The sequence below is a fragment of the Marvinbryantia formatexigens DSM 14469 genome (assembly GCF_025148285.1).
In the GTDB taxonomy this organism is placed as follows: domain Bacteria; phylum Bacillota; class Clostridia; order Lachnospirales; family Lachnospiraceae; genus Marvinbryantia; species Marvinbryantia formatexigens.
The window spans coordinates 1,987,047-2,008,594 of the sequence record NZ_CP102268.1; the positions used below are offsets into that span (position 1 = coordinate 1,987,047).

General features: G+C 46.7%; 22 protein-coding genes and 1 pseudogene. 5 read left to right on the forward strand and 18 right to left on the reverse strand.

Translation table 11 applies throughout. The annotated features are described in order from the left end of the window. Positions 1-310 precede the first annotated feature (310 nt). Together NQ534_RS09500 and crcB are read right to left on the reverse strand one after the other, a co-directional pair. Positions 311-748, reverse strand: a complete 438-nt coding sequence (locus NQ534_RS09500) for a YunG family protein (RefSeq protein ID WP_006863066.1) — start codon at positions 746-748, stop codon at positions 311-313. A 1-nt stretch (position 749) separates the two neighbouring features. Further along, entirely contained in the window at positions 750-1,217 is a 468-nt protein-coding gene (crcB, locus tag NQ534_RS09505) for a fluoride efflux transporter CrcB (RefSeq protein ID WP_006863065.1), read from the reverse strand. A gap of 374 nt (positions 1,218-1,591) precedes the next feature. Between crcB and NQ534_RS09510 the strand changes: the two genes are divergently transcribed. After that, complete coding sequence (locus NQ534_RS09510; RefSeq protein ID WP_006863063.1) at positions 1,592-3,163, forward strand: AAA family ATPase; 1,572 nt, start codon at positions 1,592-1,594, stop codon at positions 3,161-3,163. Between the two features lie 83 nt (positions 3,164-3,246). Here NQ534_RS09510 and NQ534_RS09515 read toward each other — a convergent pair whose 3' ends face one another. The 6 genes from NQ534_RS09515 to NQ534_RS09540 form a co-directional block, all read right to left on the reverse strand. Further along, complete coding sequence (locus NQ534_RS09515) at positions 3,247-3,789, reverse strand: hypothetical protein (RefSeq protein ID WP_006863062.1); 543 nt, start codon at positions 3,787-3,789, stop codon at positions 3,247-3,249. 18 nt (positions 3,790-3,807) lie between these two features. Further along, a complete protein-coding gene (locus NQ534_RS09520) occupies positions 3,808-4,326 on the reverse strand; it encodes a hypothetical protein (RefSeq protein WP_006863061.1) in 519 nt (172 codons plus the stop codon). A 9-nt stretch (positions 4,327-4,335) separates the two neighbouring features. Next, the gene (locus NQ534_RS09525) at positions 4,336-6,273 is read right to left on the reverse strand and encodes a hypothetical protein (protein ID WP_006863060.1); all 1,938 of its coding nucleotides are present in this window, start codon (positions 6,271-6,273) and stop codon (positions 4,336-4,338) included. 9 nt (positions 6,274-6,282) lie between these two features. After that, positions 6,283-6,996, reverse strand: a complete 714-nt coding sequence (locus tag NQ534_RS09530; protein WP_143115801.1) for a hypothetical protein — start codon at positions 6,994-6,996, stop codon at positions 6,283-6,285. Between the two features lie 10 nt (positions 6,997-7,006). Continuing rightward, positions 7,007-7,456 (reverse strand): hypothetical protein, encoded by a 450-nt coding sequence (locus NQ534_RS09535; protein WP_006863058.1) that lies wholly within the window; start codon positions 7,454-7,456, stop codon positions 7,007-7,009. Between the two features lie 82 nt (positions 7,457-7,538). Beyond that, positions 7,539-8,126 carry a hypothetical protein gene (locus NQ534_RS09540; protein WP_006863057.1) on the reverse strand — a complete coding sequence of 196 codons (588 nt, stop codon included), beginning with the start codon at positions 8,124-8,126 and terminating at the stop codon, positions 7,539-7,541. Between the two features lie 164 nt (positions 8,127-8,290). On the opposite strand from NQ534_RS09540, the gene NQ534_RS09545 reads away from it, so the two are divergent. The 3 genes and pseudogenes from NQ534_RS09545 to NQ534_RS21710 form a co-directional block, all read left to right on the forward strand. Further along, complete coding sequence (locus tag NQ534_RS09545) at positions 8,291-9,052, forward strand: LytR/AlgR family response regulator transcription factor (protein WP_006863056.1); 762 nt, start codon at positions 8,291-8,293, stop codon at positions 9,050-9,052. Further along, complete coding sequence (locus NQ534_RS09550; protein ID WP_006863055.1) at positions 9,033-10,415, forward strand: sensor histidine kinase; 1,383 nt, start codon at positions 9,033-9,035, stop codon at positions 10,413-10,415. Before NQ534_RS09545 ends, NQ534_RS09550 begins: the two co-directional genes overlap by 20 nt. Positions 10,416-10,482: 67 nt before the next feature. Next, positions 10,483-10,686, forward strand: a pseudogene (locus tag NQ534_RS21710) (PD-(D/E)XK nuclease domain-containing protein); the annotation flags it as partial. Positions 10,687-10,822: 136 nt separating this feature from the next. On the opposite strand, the gene NQ534_RS09560 reads toward NQ534_RS21710, so the two are convergent. The 10 genes from NQ534_RS09560 to NQ534_RS09605 form a co-directional block, all read right to left on the reverse strand. Beyond that, positions 10,823-12,697, reverse strand: coding sequence for a carbohydrate-binding domain-containing protein (locus NQ534_RS09560; protein WP_006863053.1), 1,875 nt, complete (start codon positions 12,695-12,697; stop codon positions 10,823-10,825). Next, complete coding sequence (locus NQ534_RS09565; protein ID WP_006863052.1) at positions 12,694-13,383, reverse strand: DUF4956 domain-containing protein; 690 nt, start codon at positions 13,381-13,383, stop codon at positions 12,694-12,696. Before NQ534_RS09565 ends, NQ534_RS09560 begins: the two co-directional genes overlap by 4 nt. Further along, positions 13,367-14,083, reverse strand: a complete 717-nt coding sequence (locus tag NQ534_RS09570) for a polyphosphate polymerase domain-containing protein (RefSeq protein ID WP_040784253.1) — start codon at positions 14,081-14,083, stop codon at positions 13,367-13,369. Before NQ534_RS09570 ends, NQ534_RS09565 begins: the two co-directional genes overlap by 17 nt. A gap of 395 nt (positions 14,084-14,478) precedes the next feature. Continuing rightward, positions 14,479-15,228, reverse strand: a complete 750-nt coding sequence (locus tag NQ534_RS09575; RefSeq protein ID WP_006863049.1) for a ZIP family metal transporter — start codon at positions 15,226-15,228, stop codon at positions 14,479-14,481. A 123-nt stretch (positions 15,229-15,351) separates the two neighbouring features. Further along, the gene (locus NQ534_RS09580) at positions 15,352-16,680 is read right to left on the reverse strand and encodes an ABC transporter permease (RefSeq protein WP_006863048.1); all 1,329 of its coding nucleotides are present in this window, start codon (positions 16,678-16,680) and stop codon (positions 15,352-15,354) included. A gap of 1 nt (position 16,681) precedes the next feature. Beyond that, positions 16,682-18,025 carry an ABC transporter permease gene (locus tag NQ534_RS09585; protein WP_040784248.1) on the reverse strand — a complete coding sequence of 448 codons (1,344 nt, stop codon included), beginning with the start codon at positions 18,023-18,025 and terminating at the stop codon, positions 16,682-16,684. Next, a complete protein-coding gene (locus NQ534_RS09590; protein ID WP_006863046.1) occupies positions 17,982-19,016 on the reverse strand; it encodes an ABC transporter ATP-binding protein in 1,035 nt (344 codons plus the stop codon). The genes NQ534_RS09585 and NQ534_RS09590 overlap by 44 nt, the downstream gene beginning before the upstream one ends. Next, positions 19,013-19,147, reverse strand: a complete 135-nt coding sequence (locus NQ534_RS09595) for a hypothetical protein (protein WP_260043733.1) — start codon at positions 19,145-19,147, stop codon at positions 19,013-19,015. The genes NQ534_RS09590 and NQ534_RS09595 overlap by 4 nt, the downstream gene beginning before the upstream one ends. A 75-nt stretch (positions 19,148-19,222) precedes the next feature. Then, positions 19,223-20,272, reverse strand: a complete 1,050-nt coding sequence (locus tag NQ534_RS09600; RefSeq protein WP_006863044.1) for a DUF2812 domain-containing protein — start codon at positions 20,270-20,272, stop codon at positions 19,223-19,225. Then, the gene (locus NQ534_RS09605; protein WP_040784242.1) at positions 20,247-20,579 is read right to left on the reverse strand and encodes a PadR family transcriptional regulator; all 333 of its coding nucleotides are present in this window, start codon (positions 20,577-20,579) and stop codon (positions 20,247-20,249) included. The genes NQ534_RS09600 and NQ534_RS09605 overlap by 26 nt, the downstream gene beginning before the upstream one ends. Positions 20,580-20,866: 287 nt before the next feature. On the opposite strand from NQ534_RS09605, the gene NQ534_RS09610 reads away from it, so the two are divergent. Further along, positions 20,867-21,541 (forward strand): response regulator transcription factor, encoded by a 675-nt coding sequence (locus NQ534_RS09610; RefSeq protein WP_006863041.1) that lies wholly within the window; start codon positions 20,867-20,869, stop codon positions 21,539-21,541. Positions 21,542-21,548: the final 7 nt, after the last annotated feature.

The window sequence follows — 21,548 nt, forward strand, 5'->3', positions numbered from 1 at the left end:
CATTTTTGCTAATCCTCCAGCCATTCCATATAATCCGCTTCGCTGGCGAACAGCCGGTATCCTCCGTCCACATATCCCATATAACCGTTTTCCGTATTGTATCCTTTCATGATTCACCGCTCCTTTACTATCTTTTTCTGTTATAGACAGTTTAAAGGATCAGGTGTCCCATAAAAACACCACCTGTGGTCTGAATATAATTTTATTGATGCGTCGGCCGCTCCGACGCCTAACGGGATGTCAACGCCGCTGTTGTTCCCTCCGTTCACAGCCTCTCAGCGCCGCTGCCGTTTTCTCCGTTCACAGCCTCTCAGCGCCCGCTGCACAATTTCTCCAGCTCTCTTTTCAGATATTCGTACCTCAGCCGCTTTTCTTCTTTTGCAAAATGTACCTCCCGGAACTGCTCCGGATTATTTTCGTACACCAGAGCTTCATCGCCAAACTGCTCGCTCGTCAAATCAAACCGGCAGTCTCCCACCACATTATAGCAGTGAAAATTGCCGCCCGGACGCGGCACGCCGTACACCTTTCCGCCGAAAATATCCTGCGCCAGAAATGCCGTAATGGAGCATTGCCCCAGCGTCCTGTTCCCCGGCGTCCAGCTCTGCCGCATTCTTGGCGCGCAGGTATCCGCACACCAGATTTCAGAAAGCGCATCATACAAATCCAGAGGCGTATGTATCCCTCTGTACTGCTCTGTTATCGCTTGAACATCCGCCTGCTCCCAGCCCCAGAATTTATACTTCATCTTACACCCTCCCAAATATATTCTGTGCGGCAGACACCGCCAGCATCCCTGCGCACAGACTTAAAATAACGTATAGAGCCGCTGTCACGGTCTGACCCTTCGCTATCATCTGGTCTGTCTCCAGTGCAAAAGAGGAAAACGTCGTAAAACCTCCGCACAAACCAACTTTCAAAAACAAAATCAGCCTTGGATTCCATGAATTTCTGGTTCCCAGAGCAGCAACCAGACCGATAACAAAGGCTCCCGCCACATTAATGCAGAATGTCTTGACCGGAAATCCATTTTCCGGATTAATCGGAATAAGACCAATCAGATACCTCATTACAGCACCGGCAAAGCCGCCAATTCCCACCACTATGCAATTTATCATCTGTACTCTCTCCCTGTCATATACAATTCTGTCCCCGGATTTGCGTTTTTTATTTACATTATAACCTTTCACCTGTTTTTTCACAACCGGATTTTTCATCCCGCCCCTTCTGTGGCTGCCTCCTGATTACTGTCCACTTCGTCCACAGCAACCTCCGCAAATCCATTTAACATTCGCTTCGCGGATGGAAACTGCTCACACCTGAATCACGTTCTTAAATCTCCTCTATTTTCTTTTTCGCTTCCTCAGAATTTTTACATTTTCCAGCTCAAACTTTCCCGCAAAATCATATGTCGTCGTCAAAATCAAAACGTGCTTTTCCGCCAAAATATCACTCCTGCCAACCATGCAGACAGGAACTCTTATGTGACAAATTGTCGCCAGAAAAGAAATGACTTGTCTGCACTTTCATGCTATAATTGAAACAGCTGGTAATCGTTTAATAGTTGTGATTTCTGAAAGGAATATTTATTATGGGAATGTATCTGAATATTGGAAACGCAGGTTTCCAGTCTGTGCGAAAGGGACTTTATGTTGATAAATCCGGTCTGATTTCGTTTATTAACAATACTCTTGGAACAAAGGATAAATTAACGTGCGTCAGTCGTCCGAGACGGTTTGGAAAATCATTTGCGACACAAATGCTCTGCGCGTACTATGATAAAAGCTGCGATTCAAAAAGCTTATTTTCTGACTTAAAAATTGCAGCAGACCCTATGTTTGGACATTACCTCAATAAATATGATGTAATCTACCTGGATATCACATGGTTTATTTCCACGGAACGGGATATAAACAATACTGTCTCCTATCTTCAAGAACAGGTAACAGAAGAATTATGCAGCGTTTATACTTCTGTCGAAAAAGATTCCTCTCTTCCGCTTGTACTCGCCAGGATTGCAGAAATGACGGGACATCGATTTATTATCATTATCGACGAATGGGACGCATTATTCCGGGAAGCAAAGGATAATACAAATTTGCAGATGGAATATCTTCAGCTTCTCCGCGGATTATTTAAAAGCAGCCTTACGGATAAAATGATAGAAGCCGCCTATATGACAGGCATTCTTCCAATAAAAAAATATGGAACACAATCGGCGCTGACGGATTTCCGGGAATATACCATGCTCCAGCCAAAAAAACTTGCCGAGTACGTGGGATTTACGGAAAACGAGGTAATGCAACTCTGTCAGAAATATGGAATGGATTTTGCAGAAGCAAAGAAATGGTATGACGGTTATTCCTTTAGCCGGCAAAAGTCTGTGTATAGCCCAAACTCCATCGTGCAGGCGATTAATAGCGAAGAATTCAGCGATTACTGGACAGAAACAGAAACGTACGAATCTCTGAAATATTATATTTGTCTGAATCTGGACGGACTCCGGGATGCCATTATCTCTATGTTAGGCGGAGAACGCTGTAAAATCAATACGAGAACATTCCAGAATGATATTTTAAGCATCAACAGTAGAGATGACGTGCTTACCTTACTTGTACATCTTGGATACCTTGCCTATGATTCAGAGAAAAAAGAGGTGTATATTCCAAACCAGGAAGTAGCGGACGAATTTAAAAATGCTGTAGAATACAGCGGATGGGACGGTATTTCTGCTGCTCTCCGTACCTCAGACGAGCTGCTGGAAGCCACACTCCGACAGGATGCAGCGGCAGTTGCAGAAGGAATTGATAAGATTCATTCTGCAAATACCTCTATACTCTCTTACAATAATGAAAATTCTCTTAGCTGCGTAATTACCATTGCTTATTATGCAGCGCAGAAAGATTATACTCTGATTAGAGAACTTCCTTCTGGAAAAGGATTTGCGGACATTGTTTTTCTCCCACAAAAACATACCGATAAGCCCGCCCTTATCATAGAGTTAAAATGGAATCAATCCTGCAAAGGAGCAATTCAACAGATTAAAGAACGAAATTACGCAGGCGCTCTAAGTGAATACACCGGAAATATTCTGTTGGTTGGCATCAGCTACGATAAAAAAATAAAAAAGCATCAATGTATCATAGAACAATTTAAAAAATAATAGTTTCGGACCTTTAAAGGGATATTGCATAAAAAGGACTTCCCGATGCTCTGCCGGAAAGTCCTCTTTTTCAATTATTATTTTTACTGAGCATACTTACTGGAATTTTCCGATAATTTTACCATAAATGTGAGCGTATCCGTATAATCTCCGGAAGTCGTCGGCTTTTCTTCCAGCGCAAAGGTAAGTGTAGTAGAAGCGCCCACTGCCGACCCCTTCTTGAGCTCCAGCAGCGGCGTATTTTCATATACGGTTTTCCACGTTCCCGTCTTGGTAATCCAATACCGTAATTCCTTTCCTAGTGCTTTTCCATTTTCATCCAGTATCATCATAGACCATGTCGAATTCGTCCAGTGTTTTCCCTTGTCTATCTGCACCTGTACATATTCCTGTCCTGCCGGTAATATCGGATTTGCTGCAATGCTCACTTCTCCGGTTCCGGTGCCATCCTCCCCGATTTTTACCGCTTCCGGTATTGTCACTGTATAGCTGCTCGGCATGGAGTACGTCACTGTTGTGCTGCTGGTCTGGTTGTCCTGGTCCACCGTTGCAGCCGACGCCATCATAGAAATACTTCCTGCAGCCACCAATGCCAGTGATAAGGTTTTTAATACATTTTTCTTCATAAAGAACGTCCTCCCTTTTTATTTTACAATTAAGGTTGTTTCCATATCTGCGTTATTCGTCGGCGTCTCATCCGCCATCCGGTAAGGCTGGACATGAAGCACTGCCTCGTATTCGCCCGCTTCCAGTTCACGGTTCAGCGTTACCTTGTTGCAGCTTTCTCCCGGCGGTACCAGTGTCGTACTGAAAATCACTTCATCAGTCTCTTTCAGACGCAATTCGAAGGTGAGATAATACATATCCGCGTTGTCTTCCGGGTTTGTCAGCGATACGTTCGCCTCCGTTTCGCCAGCCGGAAGCGTAATGCTGCCCCAGCCCGGAATTGCAACGCCCCGTTCTTCCGCTTCGCTTTCCGTCTCTATCTCCGCCCCGACGCCGGGATCAATGCCAAGAGAGGTGCTGCTTTCCGCCTCTTCCGTAGAAACGCCTGCACTGGTGCTGTCTGTCTGCCTCTGCCACATTCCTGTCGCTGCAAAGGTAACTCCCGCTGTGAGCAGTACCGCCACAATCAGCAGAATAATTACCGTTTTCTTTTTCATAGAACCTCCCTACTCCGTACTGACGCTGAAAGTCAGAGTATCTGTATAATTGCCCGACGGAACATAGGAATCCGTCCCATTCACCGCAAGAACCAGCGCCTGACTGCCGCTCGCCGTAAAGCTTGCCGCCGCACTGCCCTCTGTCAGAGGCTCCGTCTCTCCCTGCTTTTTCAGAGAGTAAGAAATCGCTGCGCTGCTATCTTCTGTATTTACCAGCCGGAAATCCTTTTCCGAACTGACAGATACGGTAACCGTACCCTTTCCTTCCATGCTGCAATCCAGATTTATCGTACCTCCGTCAGCCGATACCTTCGGCGGAATTTCAATCTGATATTTCAGTGTTTCTTCGCCGGTACTCTTTTTGGTAGCTGTCAGCGTAAACGGATATGCAGGAGCAGCAACTTTAATCTCAACGCCATCATAGTAAGACCATTGCACCCCGGAAGACGGTTCCGGCGTAATACTTACGCTATATAGGTCTACCGCGTCCTCCGTTACTACATAAATATTTCCGCCATTTTTCGCAAAAATACGGTCTCCGATTTTCGTTACAGACGTGCCAGGGTCTGATGAAAGACTGCATCCCACCAGAGTAGCCTCCACCCAGCTTCCTTCCAGATTACCGGAAATAATCGCATTCTTGAAAATATACCAGGCAGCTCCTTTTCCCGGAGAAATTTCGCTGTGCAGCGCTGCTCCATCCATGATATTCATCTCTTTGCTGACAGAACTGCCCGCATAAAGATTTACCGTGCCGCCTAAGGCATTTACTCTGGAAATTTTCCCATAATTATTAAGCACAGCGTTTCCCGAAATCTCCACAAGTGCAGAGGTTCCCGTAAGTTCTCCAGAATTGTTCAGGGCCGCACTGCCGCCAATATTCCAGGTTCCCACGGGGTAAGTAAAATTATTCTCTACTTCCAGTACGGCATTTCCCTCTGCTGTCAGACTTCCTACCATATCTCCATTCTTAATATCCACTTTTCCGCCGCTAGCGTAAAGATTTGTAATGGTTCCCATATCCATGATATGTCCCTGATAAAGATTGCATTTTCCAATGCCCCCTCCGAAGTTTGCCAGGGCATATCCCAAATTTTCCCCTGAGGTGTTCAGATTTACTTCATTAATTCCTTTTGCACCGCTTGCTACATACAGAGAGCTTTGCCCGTTAATATTTATCTGATTAATTGTCCCTGTATTGCCGCCATATATATGAACAGAAGAACTTCCGTTTGCTGTAATTTTCCCTATAGTACCGTGTGGAAAATCTACATACAGCTTTCCTCCATCCACTAATATACTGTCAGCCTGACCACGCGCATAAAATATTCCTCCGGATACCACAAATGCCCAGTCTTGAAATTCAATAATGTCATCTAAAACACAATTTCCTTTAACGGTAATTTCCCGCGTTCCTGTCTGTTCATAATCTTTTCCAGCTTCTCCTGACAGACCTGCAATCGCACTCTTTGTCTGCGCGGCAGCTTTTTTTGGCTTCTCATCGGAAACTTCTGTCTCGGTTTCACCTTCTTCAGACTCTTTCGTCATCGGCTCTGTGTCCGTCTCCGCAGGCGCTTCCGTGCCATCTTCTGTCATTTGTTCTGAAGATATCTCCGCACCGCCTTCCTGCTGCTCCGAAGATGCCTCGGTAGTGTTTTCCGTCGGCTTCTGCGCAGGCGCTTCTGTCACTGCCTCCGTCGGTTTTTCCGCAGGCGCCTCTGTAGCTGGCTCCGCCGGTTTTTCCACCGATGCCTCTGTGGCTGGCTCTATTGATTTTACCGCAGCCGCTTCCGTTACTGCCTCCGTATGTTTCTCTGTAAACAGTTCCTGCGTCTCTTCCTGTGAGAAAACAGACTGCGGAAGCATTGCTGCCAGCAGGCAGATGGACAGCAGCATACTCAGCCGTTTCGCAGAGTTTTTATTTTGTTTTCTGTCTTTTCTGTTCATACTGCCTCCTTAAATACGCCTTCTAAAAGCTGTCAGCTTCCAGATTATTACGCCGGACACCAGAAGAAGCATCAGCCACATTCCTGCACGACTGCCGTCCCCTGTCTTCACAGAAGCAGAAGAGCTGTTTTTCCCTGCTCCGTTCTGACCGGAACCGGAATTCCCCTGCTGCGGTTTTTTCGTACCTGGTTCGGTTTCGGTTTCCGTCTCAGTTTCTGATTCTGTTTCCGTTTCGGTTTCCGTCTCGGTCTCGGTTCCCGTTTCTGTCTGCGGTTCTGTCTCCGTCTCAGTTTCTGATTCTGTCTCGGTTTCCGTTTCGGTTTCGGTTTCCGTCTCGGTTTCTGTCTCGGTTTCTGTTTCTGTCTCTATCGGAATTTCGGCAAATCTTATTGTCACAGTGATATCCTCATATACTCCCGCAAGAGTAATCCGGTTTCCCTCTGACTCTAACCAGTTGTCCGGCTCAGATGTCGCTTTCTCAAATACGTATCCGTTATCTGATATCACTTCCATCGTCAGAGAACCCAGTCTGTCCACCTTATATGTAAAGGTTCCCGTATAGGTACTCCCATTGATCCGGACACTGCCGCCTTCGCCGCAGTCTACTGTAATCGTATGCTCTTCCGGAACCGTCGTCGTGAGAATCGTATCCTGCGCTGCAGCGCCAACCGTACCCAGCAGTACGCACACTGCCGCCAGCAGGCAAATCCAAATTTTTTTCATACGCTCCCCCTTACTTTTCCACATAGCTTACCCGGAAGGTAACCGTATCTGCATAGCTTCCTGCCGCCGCCCGGTTCCAGTCCGCCTCCTCAATCTTCACAGTCAGCGGCACCGCTTCCCCTTCTTTTTCAAAATCTGCCGTCAGAAATCTTTCTTCTCCGGCGCACAGCATGTAGGGCAGCTTCTGTTCTCCATTATCCAGATTGCCGTCGCAGAGCGCCTCCACCCGGACCACATGGTCAATCTCCAGGAGCGCATCCTTCAATATCACAGAACCTATATCCGTCCGGAGCGCTCCATAAGCAATCTCTTTATCCGCCGGAATATTCACCGTATAGTAAGGCTCAATTCTGGCGGAAATAACCATCTTATACTCTTCCGGCAGGTCCGCCGCAGCAATGCTGACACAGGACAGGCTGCTTAAAAATGCCGCTGTCCATAGCACCCGTTTCATTTTCATAACCGCCGTACCTCCATTTGTTTTTGGTTTATAGCCAAATAAATGCACGTATTCTTCCAGTATAGAATACGTTTCTGCCCATTTATGAGAAAGGTACAAGCGAAACGGTAAATGTCAGTGTATCCGTATAATTTCCTGCTGCTGTCGGCTCTCCTACAAGCGTAAATTCCAGCGGATATGTTATATCCTCCGTCGCACTTGCAAACTGGGTATGCGGAATCATAGTAATTCTCCTTAAAGCACTATTTCCCAGACTTACTTCATCTTTCCTCGTATCGCTTATAATTCTTTTTATCGTATACGGAATATATACCTCATACTCTTTGGTTGAAGATTTTCCGGATGCCGCCAGACGGAACCTGGTCGTCGTGCCTGCCGGAACAGAAGAAGTCATATAATTTTCAGATGCTGTCAGAGAAACTGTCAAATAGTTAGCAATGGGAATCAGACTGTCTTTATCCACCGTAATAGTGGCGGTTTTTACTGTTTCCCCGGCTTTAAATTCCACAGACTCCGGAATCGTTACCTGGAAATAACTGTCTACTCCATAAGTGAGTACCGTATTCGCTGTACCTCCATCATCTGTGTCAATCACCGTGTTCGCCATAGCGCCTGTTCCGCACGCAAGCGTCAGCGCCAGCGATAAAATTGCTGCTAATCTTTTCTTCATAGGTATATCCTCCCTGTTTATTTTAGTTCATTTATTTTATATAATATTTTCATAAAAAACAACCGATTCTGCACCAAATGACATCCAAACTGCATGAATATCAAAATCATTTGCATATTTTGTGTTATAATCATAATGGTGTTTTTTACTCGCGAGGTATAGCTATGAACATTGCATTCGTAAATGACAAAATAGAAGAATCTGAAGAGATGCTTCAGATGATTAATGAATATAAACATGAAAAAAACTTATTTTTCACAGTAGACTTCTTTCGAAGCGGTGAGAAATTTCTGGAACATTTTACCGTATCCAAATACGCAATTATTTTCATGGATGTTTATATGGAAGGAATAGACGGCGTGGAAACCTGCCGGCGTATCCGCAGGATCGATTCGAAATGTATCATTATTTTTCTTACTATCAGCGGTGATTTTATGCCTGAAGCGTTTTCCTGTCATGCTTTTGATTATATCCAGAAGCCGCCCTCCAGGGAGCGCATTTATAAAGTCCTGACGGATACTCTGCAGGTACTTCCGCAAACATTCCGGACACTGGAGTTTTCCTTTAACCGGCGCATCATTAAGCTTTTGTACTCTGATATCCTGTGCATCACGGCAAATAAACACAACACAGATATTACAGACCGGAACGGAAATACTTTTTCTCCGCACAAGCCGTTTTCAGATATCATTCTTCCGCTGGAAAAGGACAATCGTTTTCTGCAGATTAACCGCGGTATTCTGGTAAATATGGATTATATTCTGAACTTTGATGAACGGAGCTGCCATCTCATCCGTGATATTTCTCTGCCTGTCCGTGTCCGGGAACGGATACAGATTGAAAAGCAATGGCAGGATTACATGTTTTCCCAGATTCATGCAGACTTTCAGAAAGGAATTTCAACTTATGATACCGACGCTAAATGATTACCTCTCAAAGCTTTTTCAATTTATAGCGCTTGTTCCGGCATCCATCCTGTTTTTTCTCCCGGTAAGAAAACAGCTCCGGTATAATCCCATCCATGTCTGCGCTCTGACAGTCTCCATGTTTGCCGTTGCATCCTTCATCTGCGCCTGGGCTGCAGCGCTTCTCAATCTGACATTAAGCACCTTTTTGCTTCCGCTGCTCCCGGTATTTTTCCTGTTTTACCAGAAAACCGTCAAAACAGACCCTGCACGCAATCTCTGCGTCTTTTTTTCGGTATGCGCGCTGCTTTCCTTCTGTTCAAACTTTTCCTATGCCTTTGACGCATGGCTTCATCCGCTTGGAAAGTCAGCCGGTTTCAGTTATCATGCAAGTCTCTTTTATTGCGGATTATCTATTCTGGCAGTATTCATTGCCGCGTATCCTTATGCCCATTATGGAAGTTATCTGATAGAAAACGTTGAGCTTCCGCAGATCTGGTTTACCTTCCTGCCGGTTCCCATAGCTTTCCTGATATTTAACGTAATTGCGATACCTCACAAATATAGTACGTTGCATACCAATAACGTTTTTCATATGTATATTGCGCTTCTCATATTCATGATGCTGCTGATGTTTTTTATTTATATCCTGTTTTACCGTATTTCTATCGCATTTCTGGAAAATGCCAATAACCGGGAACGCATCCGCTTTTTTGAAATGCAGCAGTCGCAGTATCTCTCCCAGAAATATTATATGGAACAGACGGAAAAGCTGCGTCATGATTTCCGCCAGTCGATGCGCACAATGGAGGGGCTTGCCAGCTCGGAAAACTGGTCTGCTTTAAAAAAGTATCTTTCTGATTATGTGCAGACCGAACCCTCAAATGAAGTAACCGTCTGGTGCCGCAATCTGGCTGTAAATGCGCTGCTAAATTATTATGCGCAATATGCACATCAAAATCAGATTAAGCTGAACTGGAAAATTTCTCTCCCGGAAACACTTTCTGTCTCAGAGCCGGATTTCTGCAGCCTGCTGGGCAATCTGCTGGAAAATGCCATTGCAGGATGTATGACAGTAAATCCTGAAAACCGGCTTCACAATCTGAATATAACCGTGCGGAACCAGGTAAATCTTTATATTGTTTCCGTCAACAATTTTGACGGAAATGTAAAGCAAAAAGGAGACCGGTATCTTTCCACCAAAAAAAGACATCTGGGCACCGGTCTCTCATCCATCACAATGACCGCCGAACAGTATGGCGGCATTGCAAGATTTTCGCATACGGAGTCTGAGTTTTTCGCGGAAGTCATGATGCATATGCCATGCCCGTCCCAGACGTTTTGGAATAACCCTGGCAATGAGCATGGCGGCAAATTTCTTTGATATCCGCAAAGACAGCAGACAGATTTTTGAGGGGGTTAAAGATAACCAAACAGCCTGCCCTCTGTCAGAAATGGGAAAGCTGCTTCGCAGAACCATCAGCTACCACGATTATAAAGAGGATTTTTACCATGCATTTCTTGCCGGAATTTTTACAGGTGCCGGTTATATGGTGGAATCCAACCGGGAACACGGTGAAGGCAGAAGCGATGTTGTCATTCACGATTCTGTCAATGGGAAAGTGGCTGTTTTTGAAATCAAATATTCGAAGTCAATGAGTTCTTTCATCATTCTTTTCCTCGTTCAGACATTGCAAAGGAGCGTTACATCACATACGCCCCCTTTCCTGCTCTCACGAAGTATTCCCTTTTCCTGTATTATGAGTTCCGGCAAATGAGCCTCCCACATAATTATAAATCTATTTCCACTTCCTCATCTCCGGCTGTCAGAACATAGGTGTTTCCCTCCGTTAATTCCGGAGATGTGATTACCACAGACTGGAATGCCTTCTGACACCGCCAGGATACGATTTCCTCCCCGTCGCCAGTTTTCAGAGAAATGATGCTTTCCGCCGGAATACTTTCTGAAAAATTATGCAGAAAATTTCCCTGTGAAGAGCTCTGTGAAAAACCCTGCGCCATGCCGCTGCTGCCTGCCGCTACCAGCGTCCCGCCGGACGCTTCCGCTTCCAGCCCATAGTCCAGCGCACTGTCGCCGCCGCCAACCGGTCCGGCAACCAGTACAGTGCCGCCTTCCATATAAAAATAACCGTTGGAATCCAGACCGTCTCCTTCCGCCTCTACCTGAATATTTCCGCCGCAGATGCGGATATATGCCTCACTGTCAGAATCCATTCCGCCGCGCCCCATGCCTTCCTGCCACTGCATTCCGCCATTTCTTCCGCCGTGCATCCCGCCTCTCGGCATCTCCGACATCGTCCCATTCTCTGGTATCTCCGGCGCAGCTCCTTCTTCCGGTTTTTCCAGCGTTTCACTGTTTTCCGGTATTTCTCCGCTTTCTGGAAACTCGCCATTCTCCGGCATCGTCCCTTCCTCCGGCTTCTCCGGCGCTTCACCGTTTTCCGGTATTTCTTCACTTTCCGGAAACTCGCCATTCTCCGGCATCGTTTCTTCCTCTGGCTTCTCCGACATTTGCATTCTGCCGCCGTCCTGCCGGAATTGTTTTGCAAAAGCTTCTTCTTCCTGTGACTCGGAACCGCCGGACGCATTCATTCCATCATCTGTGGACACTACATCCAGTGTTCCCCCAAAAATCGTAATCCGGTGTCCTTCCAGCCCTTCATAGCTCTGCGGGATATTGATAACCCCGCCGTAAATCACAAGGTCCTTATCGCTGTGAATGCCGTCGTCCTGCACCGTGAGCTCCAGCTCTCCCCCGTTCATCACGATGCTTCCCGTTGCATTTATTCCATCCTCCACCGCCGACGCGGTAATGCTTCCGCCTTCCAGATATACGTTTCCCTGCTGGGTATCATCTTCATTTTTCGCTTTAATTGCATGCTGGTCTGCCTTCAGATTAATTGTACCGTCCGCAATTTTCACTGCATCCTTCCCGGCAAGGCAGTTTTCCACCGCTGTCACATTTAAGTTCCCGCCCGTAATCACGAGATCATCTTTTGACACAATCCCGTGTTTATAGTTTCCGTTTACCGTCAGACTTCCCGTTCCCTGTATCGTCAAATCCGCCTTGCTGAAAATCGCGCCGTCCGCGTCAGCGTGCTCATCACCGGAAGCTTCCGTATCTGCCTGCCCGCCGTCGCTCACCACATTCTCCGAACCGTCGGCAAGTGTGAGGAACACTTTGTCCGCAGATTTTATCCACATTGCCGCATGGTTTTCGCAGTGAATATCCACATTATCCAGCACAAGCTGCACCTTTGCCGTGTCCTCGGCATCCACAATAATCTGTCCGTCGGACAGTGTACCGGAAAGAAGATAGACTCCTTCTTCCGTAATTGTTACGATATGTTCTTCCTGCGAAACCTGGATTCCGCCGGCTGCATTCTCTCCGGACAGCGCTTCCCCGTCCGCCAGGATTTCTTCGTCAGAAAGTACCAGCTCCGTATATTCCCCGTAACCGACGTCCTTATCCCGGTCCGTGAAAGAAATATCCACAACCGATTCCGTCAGCGTAAGCTCCTCCCCCTCACAGATTTCCGGAACCGCTGTAAAGCCATCATCCTCCAGCGCTGCGTATACAGTTGACGGAAACGTCAGCGATGACGCCAGCGCAAATGCTGTCACATATGCAAAATGTTTTCTCATAAAACCTCCTCTGATCCCGTTGACGCGCTGCTGCACATAATTTCCAGATTTCCGTTACGGCAGCGAAGGTCGTCAATCATTTTCTTTTCCTGGCCTGCATCCTTCAAAATAATCTCATACTCCAACTTAAACAGACTTCCCAGGTTACTTGTTTTTACCTGGCACAACCGCCATTTCTTTGTATATACCGCAAATAAATCATCAAATACCTCCGTATAATCCAGAGATTCCGGAATGGTAATCCGCAATAATTTCCGTTCCTCCTTCATCTCTCCGAAGGAGCTCTTCTGCAGAACTATGCATACCATGCCGAGCAATACAACCAGCACAACGCTGATTCCGATATAGCCCATTCCTGCCGCCAGACCCGCCGCCATTGCAAAAAAGATACTTCCTATCTCCCTGGCGCTTCCTGGAATGGAACGGAATCTTACCAAAGAAAACGCTCCCATCGCCGCAATGCCGGTTCCGAGATTTCCATTCACCAGCGTAATCATCACCTGCACCAGCGCAGGCAGCATAGCCAGCGTAACAACAAAATTTTTCCGGTAATTTCCCTGATACATATAAATGCAGGCAACTGCCATGCCAAGTACCAGAGCCGTCAGAAAGCATATCAGAAAGCTCTTTGCAGAAAACGTCATTGTCCCGTTTTCAATCAATACAGATTCAAAAAGCTGTTCCATTTGCTGCCGCCTCCTTCATCTCTTTATACGCCCGTCCGTACTTCGAAAAAGAAACCGGATAAAGCTTCAGTTCATCCAGAATATCCGCCATCCACACCGGCAGGGCGTCCGGCGTCTTAACTTCCATCAGGTAAAAACCTTTCTGAATGATCAGATGACCTTCCCCCTCTTCCTGAAGGTCCAGCCTTGTATTGCGCCAGCAAAGGTTATCATCAAACGTAATGCGAAGCCCGCTGCTATCCCTGGCAGCCAGTGCGATTCGATCATATGCTATGTACATTTTCGGTTCCATATGCCTGTGATACTTTAAGAACCAGTCAATTTCCCGCAGAATCTGCGAATCGCCGGATGGCTTTTTCCCATCATAGAGGTATTCAACTGCCTCCTCAAATGCCATTTCTTCACGCCGCTTATAAACAATCCCGTCATACTTCTTTTTCAATTCGACAAATACATGCCCGCCATTTTTATCCATCCCATAGCTGCGAAGCCGCAGCTTCTCCTTATATACCGGTTTATCCAGCGACTCGCGAATCAACTGGAAATCCGGCGTGTCAAAATAAATATTATAAATTCTGCTCCTGCCGTACCGGTCCATTTCCATATGCTCCGTCAGCGCTTCCCGCATCTGTTTATACTGCGTTTCATCCAGAAGATACTTTATTTCATATCTTTTAAAAATTGTCTGTGCCTGCTCCATGCAATCCTTCCCTCCAAATATCATTTTTACGATATAGTTTTATAAAACAATTCTTGAAGAAAGATTGAAAAGACGCCGCATCCGGTCATTTCACAAAGAATTCACAGCTTCAGAAAAAATAAGGACCGAATGTTTTTAGTAGAATTAAACCTTTTTATTCATTTTAATCCAATTTATTCCTTTTTTATAACAATAAAAGCAGAGAACCTTTTGCTCTCCGCTTTCAATCCATCCTTTATAAAATCAGTCAATACCTCACAAAACCTAAAGATCTCTGCCAGGTTCACCAAAATCTGCATTAATGGCGATATTAGAAGTGTACTATCACAGCTTCGTGCACAGGAGGTATCCTGTGCACGATAGATGGAATCCATGTACCCTTATGCATCCCTTATTTATGATATATAGTAATCCATCAAAATCATCAGAATAAATCCAGCCAGCATGGAATAGGTTGCCAGGCGTTCGTAGCCGTGGCTGTGGGTTTCCGGAATCATTTCATCGCTGACCACATAGATCATGGTTCCGCCTGCGAATGCCAGCGCCGCCGGGAGAATAAAACTGGCGACCGTTACTGCCGCATAGCCGAGCATGGTTCCGATAATTTCTATCACGCCGGTAAAGCAGGCAATGAAAAATACTCTCTTTGCCGGAACGCCTGCAAGAAGCAGCGGCGATACGATTACCATGCCCTCCGGTATATTCTGCAGCGCAATGCCCAGTGCCACCGTAATTGCATTGCCGATGTCCTCACTGCCGAATCCTACTCCGGCAGCAATTCCTTCCGGCAGATTGTGTATGGCAATCGCCATCACAAAAAGCATTACCTTGTTCAGATGAGACTGCCTGTCGGCGTGAGCCTCCTGGTCCAGCCCGGTAATCCGGTGCAGATGCGGCGTCAGCTTATCCGCAAAATTCAGACACACTGCACCGACAAGGATACCCGCACAGGTGACCCAGACATTTCCATATTCCAGCGACGGAATAATCAGCCCGAAAATTGCCGCCGCGAGCATCACTCCTGCTGCAAAGCCCAGCACTCCATCGTTCAGCTCATGCGGAATCTTCCGGAATAAAAATCCCAGAAAAACGCCGATTATCGTAGCGCCTCCTACCCCGATTGCGGATATCATCGCCAACTGCATATGCACATACTCCTGTTCTGAAAATTTTATGGGCGGCTGAAATCACTTTCCCGCACAACCACTTTATATTATCAGCTATTATTTCCGCCGCTTGCCAATGCAAAAAACTATATGCGCAGGTTACTATTTATCATCCTTCAGCATTTCCATCAGTTTTGCCGGTCCCGGCAGATTTCCCTTATAAAGAGACATCATTTTATACAGCTTTCCGGCAAGCAGTGTCACAAGAACCACTGTAAGCAGAACAATTCCAAGAGAACCGATTGCCTGAGGCGTACTCATGCCGCCGAGCAGAATTTTGGTTGGCGCCACAAGAATCGCCGTAAACGGCATCCATACCTGCCAGGTAACCGCATCCCAGGATACATCTGCATTTGTGCCGCCCGAATACATCGTTGCAAAAAAGCTTATGATAAGAATCAGCACAAACAATATATTTGTACTGGAGAGGTCCTCCGGTTTTTCCGCAATCGCGCCGCCGATTGCCGCCAGGGAGCAGTACAGAAGAAGCCCCGCCGCCAGCATCAGAAGTGCCAGTATGACCCCGGATGGGGTAAACATGCCGGAAATACTGCCAAACGCATCAAAAAGCTGCAAAATTGCCATGTCCGACTGTGGATTTATTGCTTTTACAAGCTGCGCACCTGCTGCAAAACCTCCTGCCAGACCTGCCAGCCAGCAAAACAACTGCAGAATCCCGCTCGCCGCTGTCGCAAATACTTTTCCAAGGAGCATTGCGCCCGGCTTCACAGATACCAGAAACAAATCCATCAGCTTTGACGTCTTTTCCATAATAGCACTGTTTGCCGTTCCCTGTCCATACGCAAGAATCATAAAATACAGTATCATGATATTTAAATAGGGAAGAATCATGGAAAAAATCTCCCGCGCCGCCGCATATTCATCCGTTTCGCCCTCCTGTATCTCCGTATCGCGCACAGCAATCTCAATCGGCATGGTGAGCTCGGCAATCTGTGTATATGCCAGCTTCGATTTCTGTATCAGCACATAGCGGAAATACCGTTCAATATATTCTGCATAGGCATCCGCATCCTTCTGCGTCAGCTCCGTGTCCTCCGGAAGAAGCACGGAAAGCTGATAGCTGTCTCCCTGCTTCTCTACCGCCAGAATAACCGCATAGCCGTCAGAGGCTGCCTGCGCAGCCGCCGTATCAACACTGTCCGCCATTTCGTAAGTGACATTTTGAAACTGCTCCGCATCGGCGCTGTTTAAAAAACTGTAATCCGCCAGGTCCTGCTCTTCATCAATCACATAAACCTTTGTGATTTTGCTCTCATAATGCTCTTCTTTTCCAAAATATTCGATTGCCGGCATAATCAGCGCCGGAAGAAGGAAGCACAGTACCGTCACAAGAATCGTTGCATTGCGGTACCCCTTCCCCTTTACATGCTGCATAAAGGTAAATGAAAAAATCGTTCCGATACTTTTCATATCATTGCGCCTCCTTCGTACGTTTTCCGCCAAGCATTGCAATCCATCCGCCCAGCTTCAGACGGCTTCCGCGGTACATCATCAAATCCCGGTATACCTTTGCGCATACATATGCCAGAAGCGCAATCACAGCAAGCTGTATCAGCCACGACAGCACAACCATCCCGATTCCGGCGCTTCCCATAATATAGTATGTGGGCGCGCAGAAGATGGATACCACCGGCAGGAGAATAACTGCCGTATTTACCACTGGCGTATCCACGGCAACTGCTATCACTGCCGCCAGATATCCAATCATTACAAGCATAACCACCGCCATATTTGCCGGCTCTACATCCTCCATTGATGAGCATCCGGTTCCAATCAGCCCGCTGAGCAGAGAAACCAGCAGATACCCCAGCAGTACCGACGCCAGCAGAACCAGAACCGCCAGCGGCGAGAGCCGGAAGCTCTCCGAATTAATTTCCATCGCCGCAAACTGACCGGTAATTACGGATATATCGATAAAGCGTCCGGTAATTACACAGGAGATACCCATTGCGGCTATTAAAACGGCAATCAGACCAAACACATAGGTCATAACGGCAAGAATTTTACCCAGCAGCATGGCAAGCGGTCTCACACTCACCATCAGAAGCTCCGCCAGCTTTGACGCTTTCTCCTCAATTACCTTCTGGATGATATAAGCGGAAACGAAGGTGCAGAGCATAAGTACAATAATGGAATATACCATCTGTACACCGAACCTGGCATCAAAATTATCTTCCCCGCCCTGCAAAAATTCCGATACTGACGAGGTATGCACACTGTACCCTCCGGTAAGAACCGCAATCTGCTGCGGTGTTGCTTCCTGCTGCGCATAGCGCGCCTCATCCAGAAGTGTGGAAAAAGCCTCTGTACACTGTGAAAGCTCCTGCCCGGAAAAATCCCTTATCTCCGCCGTGACAGCCTCTATTTCAAAGCTTACTACATTTCTTTTCAGATGAAGATATACCTCCGTCGGACCAATGTCCTCTACTTTCATCTCCTCCGTCGTTTCCGTAAAAGAAGTATCTGCAAAAGTTTCATTTTTTATCGGTATCTCCGCCAGATTCAGCTCATATCCGGTATCATTTTTCACATAAACATTCGTGATATCAGAAGATGTCGTCTTTTCCCCGCCCATCAGAAGCGCCATCACAGGAATGCTGGCGGCGGCAAACAACAACATAATTATAAGCATAATCATATTTGCCGGTCCCTTCAGCATCTGACTGAGCGTAAAACCATACACCTTCCCTGTCCCGGTAAAATCCTTTCTGCTAATCTTCATGTGCATCACCCACTTTTTCCACAAATATTTCATGCAGCGACGGCTCCCGCAAATCAAAGGTAATAACGCTGACGGAATGGTCGATCAGCAATTTCAGAAAAGCATTTGCCTGCTCCTCACCGGAAACACGAAGCTGATATTCGCACTCCTTTTGCGCAACAAGCGTCAGCCCTGCCTTTTCAATCAATTCGCTCACATCGGTCTCCGTTTTCAGTGAGAGATTGATTCTGCCATAACTCTTTTTAATATCATTCAGATGCCCCTGGAGAACAGTCTTTGAACGGTTTAAAATGATAATATCCGTACAGAATTCCTCCACCGTTGCCATCTGATGGCTGGACATAATCATATATTTTCCCTTCGCTATCTCCTCGCGGATAATGCTCTTGAACAGGTCGGTGTTTACCGGATCCAGACCGGAGAGAGGCTCATCCAGAATCAGAAGGTCCGGATCCGGCAGCAGCGCTGTCATAAACTGTATCTTCTGCTGATTTCCCTTGGAAAGCTGGTCCGCCTTTTTGGGTGCCTGTTTTCTGGCGCGTTTTTTGCTTTCCGGTTTTTCCGCACTTCTTTTCCGGTCAGAGTCCGCTGCACCTTTGTTCTCATCATTACCAGAGAGTGCCTCTTTCCTGCTTGAAGCGCCTCCGTCCGGATAGAGATATTCCTCCACCTCCAGACGTTCTGCCCAGTACCGGATACGCTTCTTTGCCTCCGCTTTCGGGATGCCGCGCAGCGCCGCAAAATAGATAAGCTGGTCCATCAGCGTATATTTTGGATACAGCCCGCGTTCCTCCGCAAGATAGCCGACATTGCAGACGGACGTATCCAGCGGCTTTCCGTTCCAGAGCACCTCGCCGCTGTCCCGTGATAACATATTCAGCATCATACGGATGGACGTTGTCTTTCCGGCGCCATTTGTGCCGAGCAGCGCAAACACACCGGGACGTGCCATTTCAAAGTTCAGATTATCCACAACTGTTTTATCCCCGTATTTTTTTGACAGATTTCTTACAACCAGACTCATATTTTCTCCCTTCCCTTTTCGATATCTTTGAATTTTGCTATTTCTCCGGATTCCATCGTGCTTTCGGCTTCTGCAATACCTCCGGATCCCATCGTGCTTTCGGCTTCTGCAATGCCTCCGGATTTCATCATACCTTCGGCTTCTGCAATGCCTCCAGGTTCCACAACACCCAGTTTAAATAGTTATCCGGAAATGTCAATTCTTCCCTATGTAGAAATATATCCCGTAATAAACCCTAAAATAAAGCCAACTGCAACAAAAAGCACCCAATATAATAACCATGAATATAAAAACATATTTTTTTTACCAAAATCGACCTGCTGTCTGCTCCTGTACAGTATCTGATTATTTGCGTATGCGCAGGCAAATTCCAGTCCGTTCTGCTCCGCTTCCTTTACACTCTCCACCTGCCAGTCGTTATTCTGCTGGTTGATATCTTTTCCATCCCCTATTTTTCTGAGGTGCATGGCGCGCCTTCTCCTGTTTACCGACGTTTTGGAGTCCACGGTATAGTACCAGGTCTCCTGCGGTCCCTTCTCAAAGCTGTAGCACACCGCGCTGCTCCGCATAATATGCCAGCCATCTCTGCCCTGCCTCTGCAGATACCTTGTCAGTCCTCTGGTTGTAAGAAACAGCCGGTATTCCTTTTTTGTATCGCTCTTTTTCCCGTTTGCCCGCAGCCACTCCTGCGCACCCATGCGAAATTCTCTTTCACACATCTGCGCGATACTCTCACACCAGAAACCAAACATCATGATAAGCATACTCCACACGAATCCCAGAACAAGCGGAAATTCACTTCTTACCATAAGTGCCAGAAAAACCATAAAAACATCAAAAATCAATACGCTTTTATAATTTATCTGCGCCGCATGACGATATCTGTCCCGGTACTTCAGCGCATGAACATGCCGCTCCTCCTCCGTATCGTACATTTCGTTAATACCGTCCTCTTCATACGGCTTGCAGAAATAATAATTCATATCCTCATCGTGTGTAATTTCCCGCCAGCCCATCTCCTCCGCCAGCGATACAAACATTTCTTTATCCCGGATATCCTTCAGCAGAGGATATTTCGGAAGGTCAAACCGGTCCACATCATAAACCAGCCGCTGCGGACTTCCCTTTTCAAAGGTATAGACAACGCCGAAATTAATATTTTTTAAAAATAATCCCTGCTGCGCCATTTCCTCCAGCCAGAATTTTTCCCGCATCAGGCTCATGATAAACTTAACCTTGCGAACAGTCTGTCCCATATATTTCCTCCCCGTTTCTGAGCTGTCTGCGCAGGCGGTCCAGCTCCATTTTCAGAATTTCTTCCCCTGTCGATGTCAGGCGATACACTTTTTTACCATTTTCATTTGAAACAACCACAATTAATCCATCCTCTACCAGCCGTCCCAACATCGTATAAAGCGTACCGGTGCCCATATGGATACGGTCTTCCGTAAGCTCACGGACAAACTGCATAATAGCATACCCATGCCGCTCCTCCTTCAGGGCAAGCAGCGTATAATAGGTAGTTTCTGTCATTGGAATATATTTTTTAATAATCTGCTCCAACTCTCTGCCCCCGTCCGTTATCTTTTTGATATGTCGCCTCTTGATATGTCGAGCATCGACATATCGTCTAACGACATAATAACACTTTACTATATATCTGTCAATCAATTTCTCTGTTGACAAATGAATGCATTTTCATATAAAACCATTGTCAATCTTCTGATTTTACTCTATGATATTTTTATGAAAGTCCGTAGCGGCTGGTTTACGATGTGGACCGGTTTGATCTTCCGAAATATTCTCTCAGGAACATCACAGGCGCCAGACCGGTTCCGGAAAGGAATAGAATGGATATAAAAATTGCTGTCATTGAAGACGATAAAAAACTGAACGAAGGCATCTGCCTTTCTCTGAAGGAGCCGGGGCGCATCTTTTTTCCCTGCCGCACACTTGCGCAGGCACGGCAGTGCCTGCAGGAAAACAGTCTCAGCCTGATTCTTCTCGACGTCAATCTTCCGGACGGCAGCGGCATTGATTTTGTCCGGGAAATACGCGCAAAAAGCCGCACGCCCATCATATTGATTACCGTAAACAATATGGAACTTGACATCGTTACCGGGCTGGAGGCGGGCGCCAACGATTACATCACAAAACCGTTCAGCCTGATGGTTCTGCGGGCGCGTGCCGCCGTGCAGCTTCGGGACTGCACAAAAACAGACAGCGGCATTTCCATCGATGAATTTATCTTTGATTTTGATAAAATGCTGTTTTCCAAAAACGGACAGCACATTGAACTGAGCAAAACGGAGCAGCGCCTGCTGCGCATTCTCGTAGAAAACAGAGGCGCCGCCATCCGCCGGAGCTATTTAATCGATACTGTCTGGCAGGGCGACACCGAATATGTAGATGAGCATGCTCTGACAGTCGCCGTCAAGCGGCTGAGAGATAAGCTGGAGGACGACAGCGCGAATCCCGCATATATTAAAACCATATATGGTATCGGATATATGTGGGCAGTTTGAGCGCTGC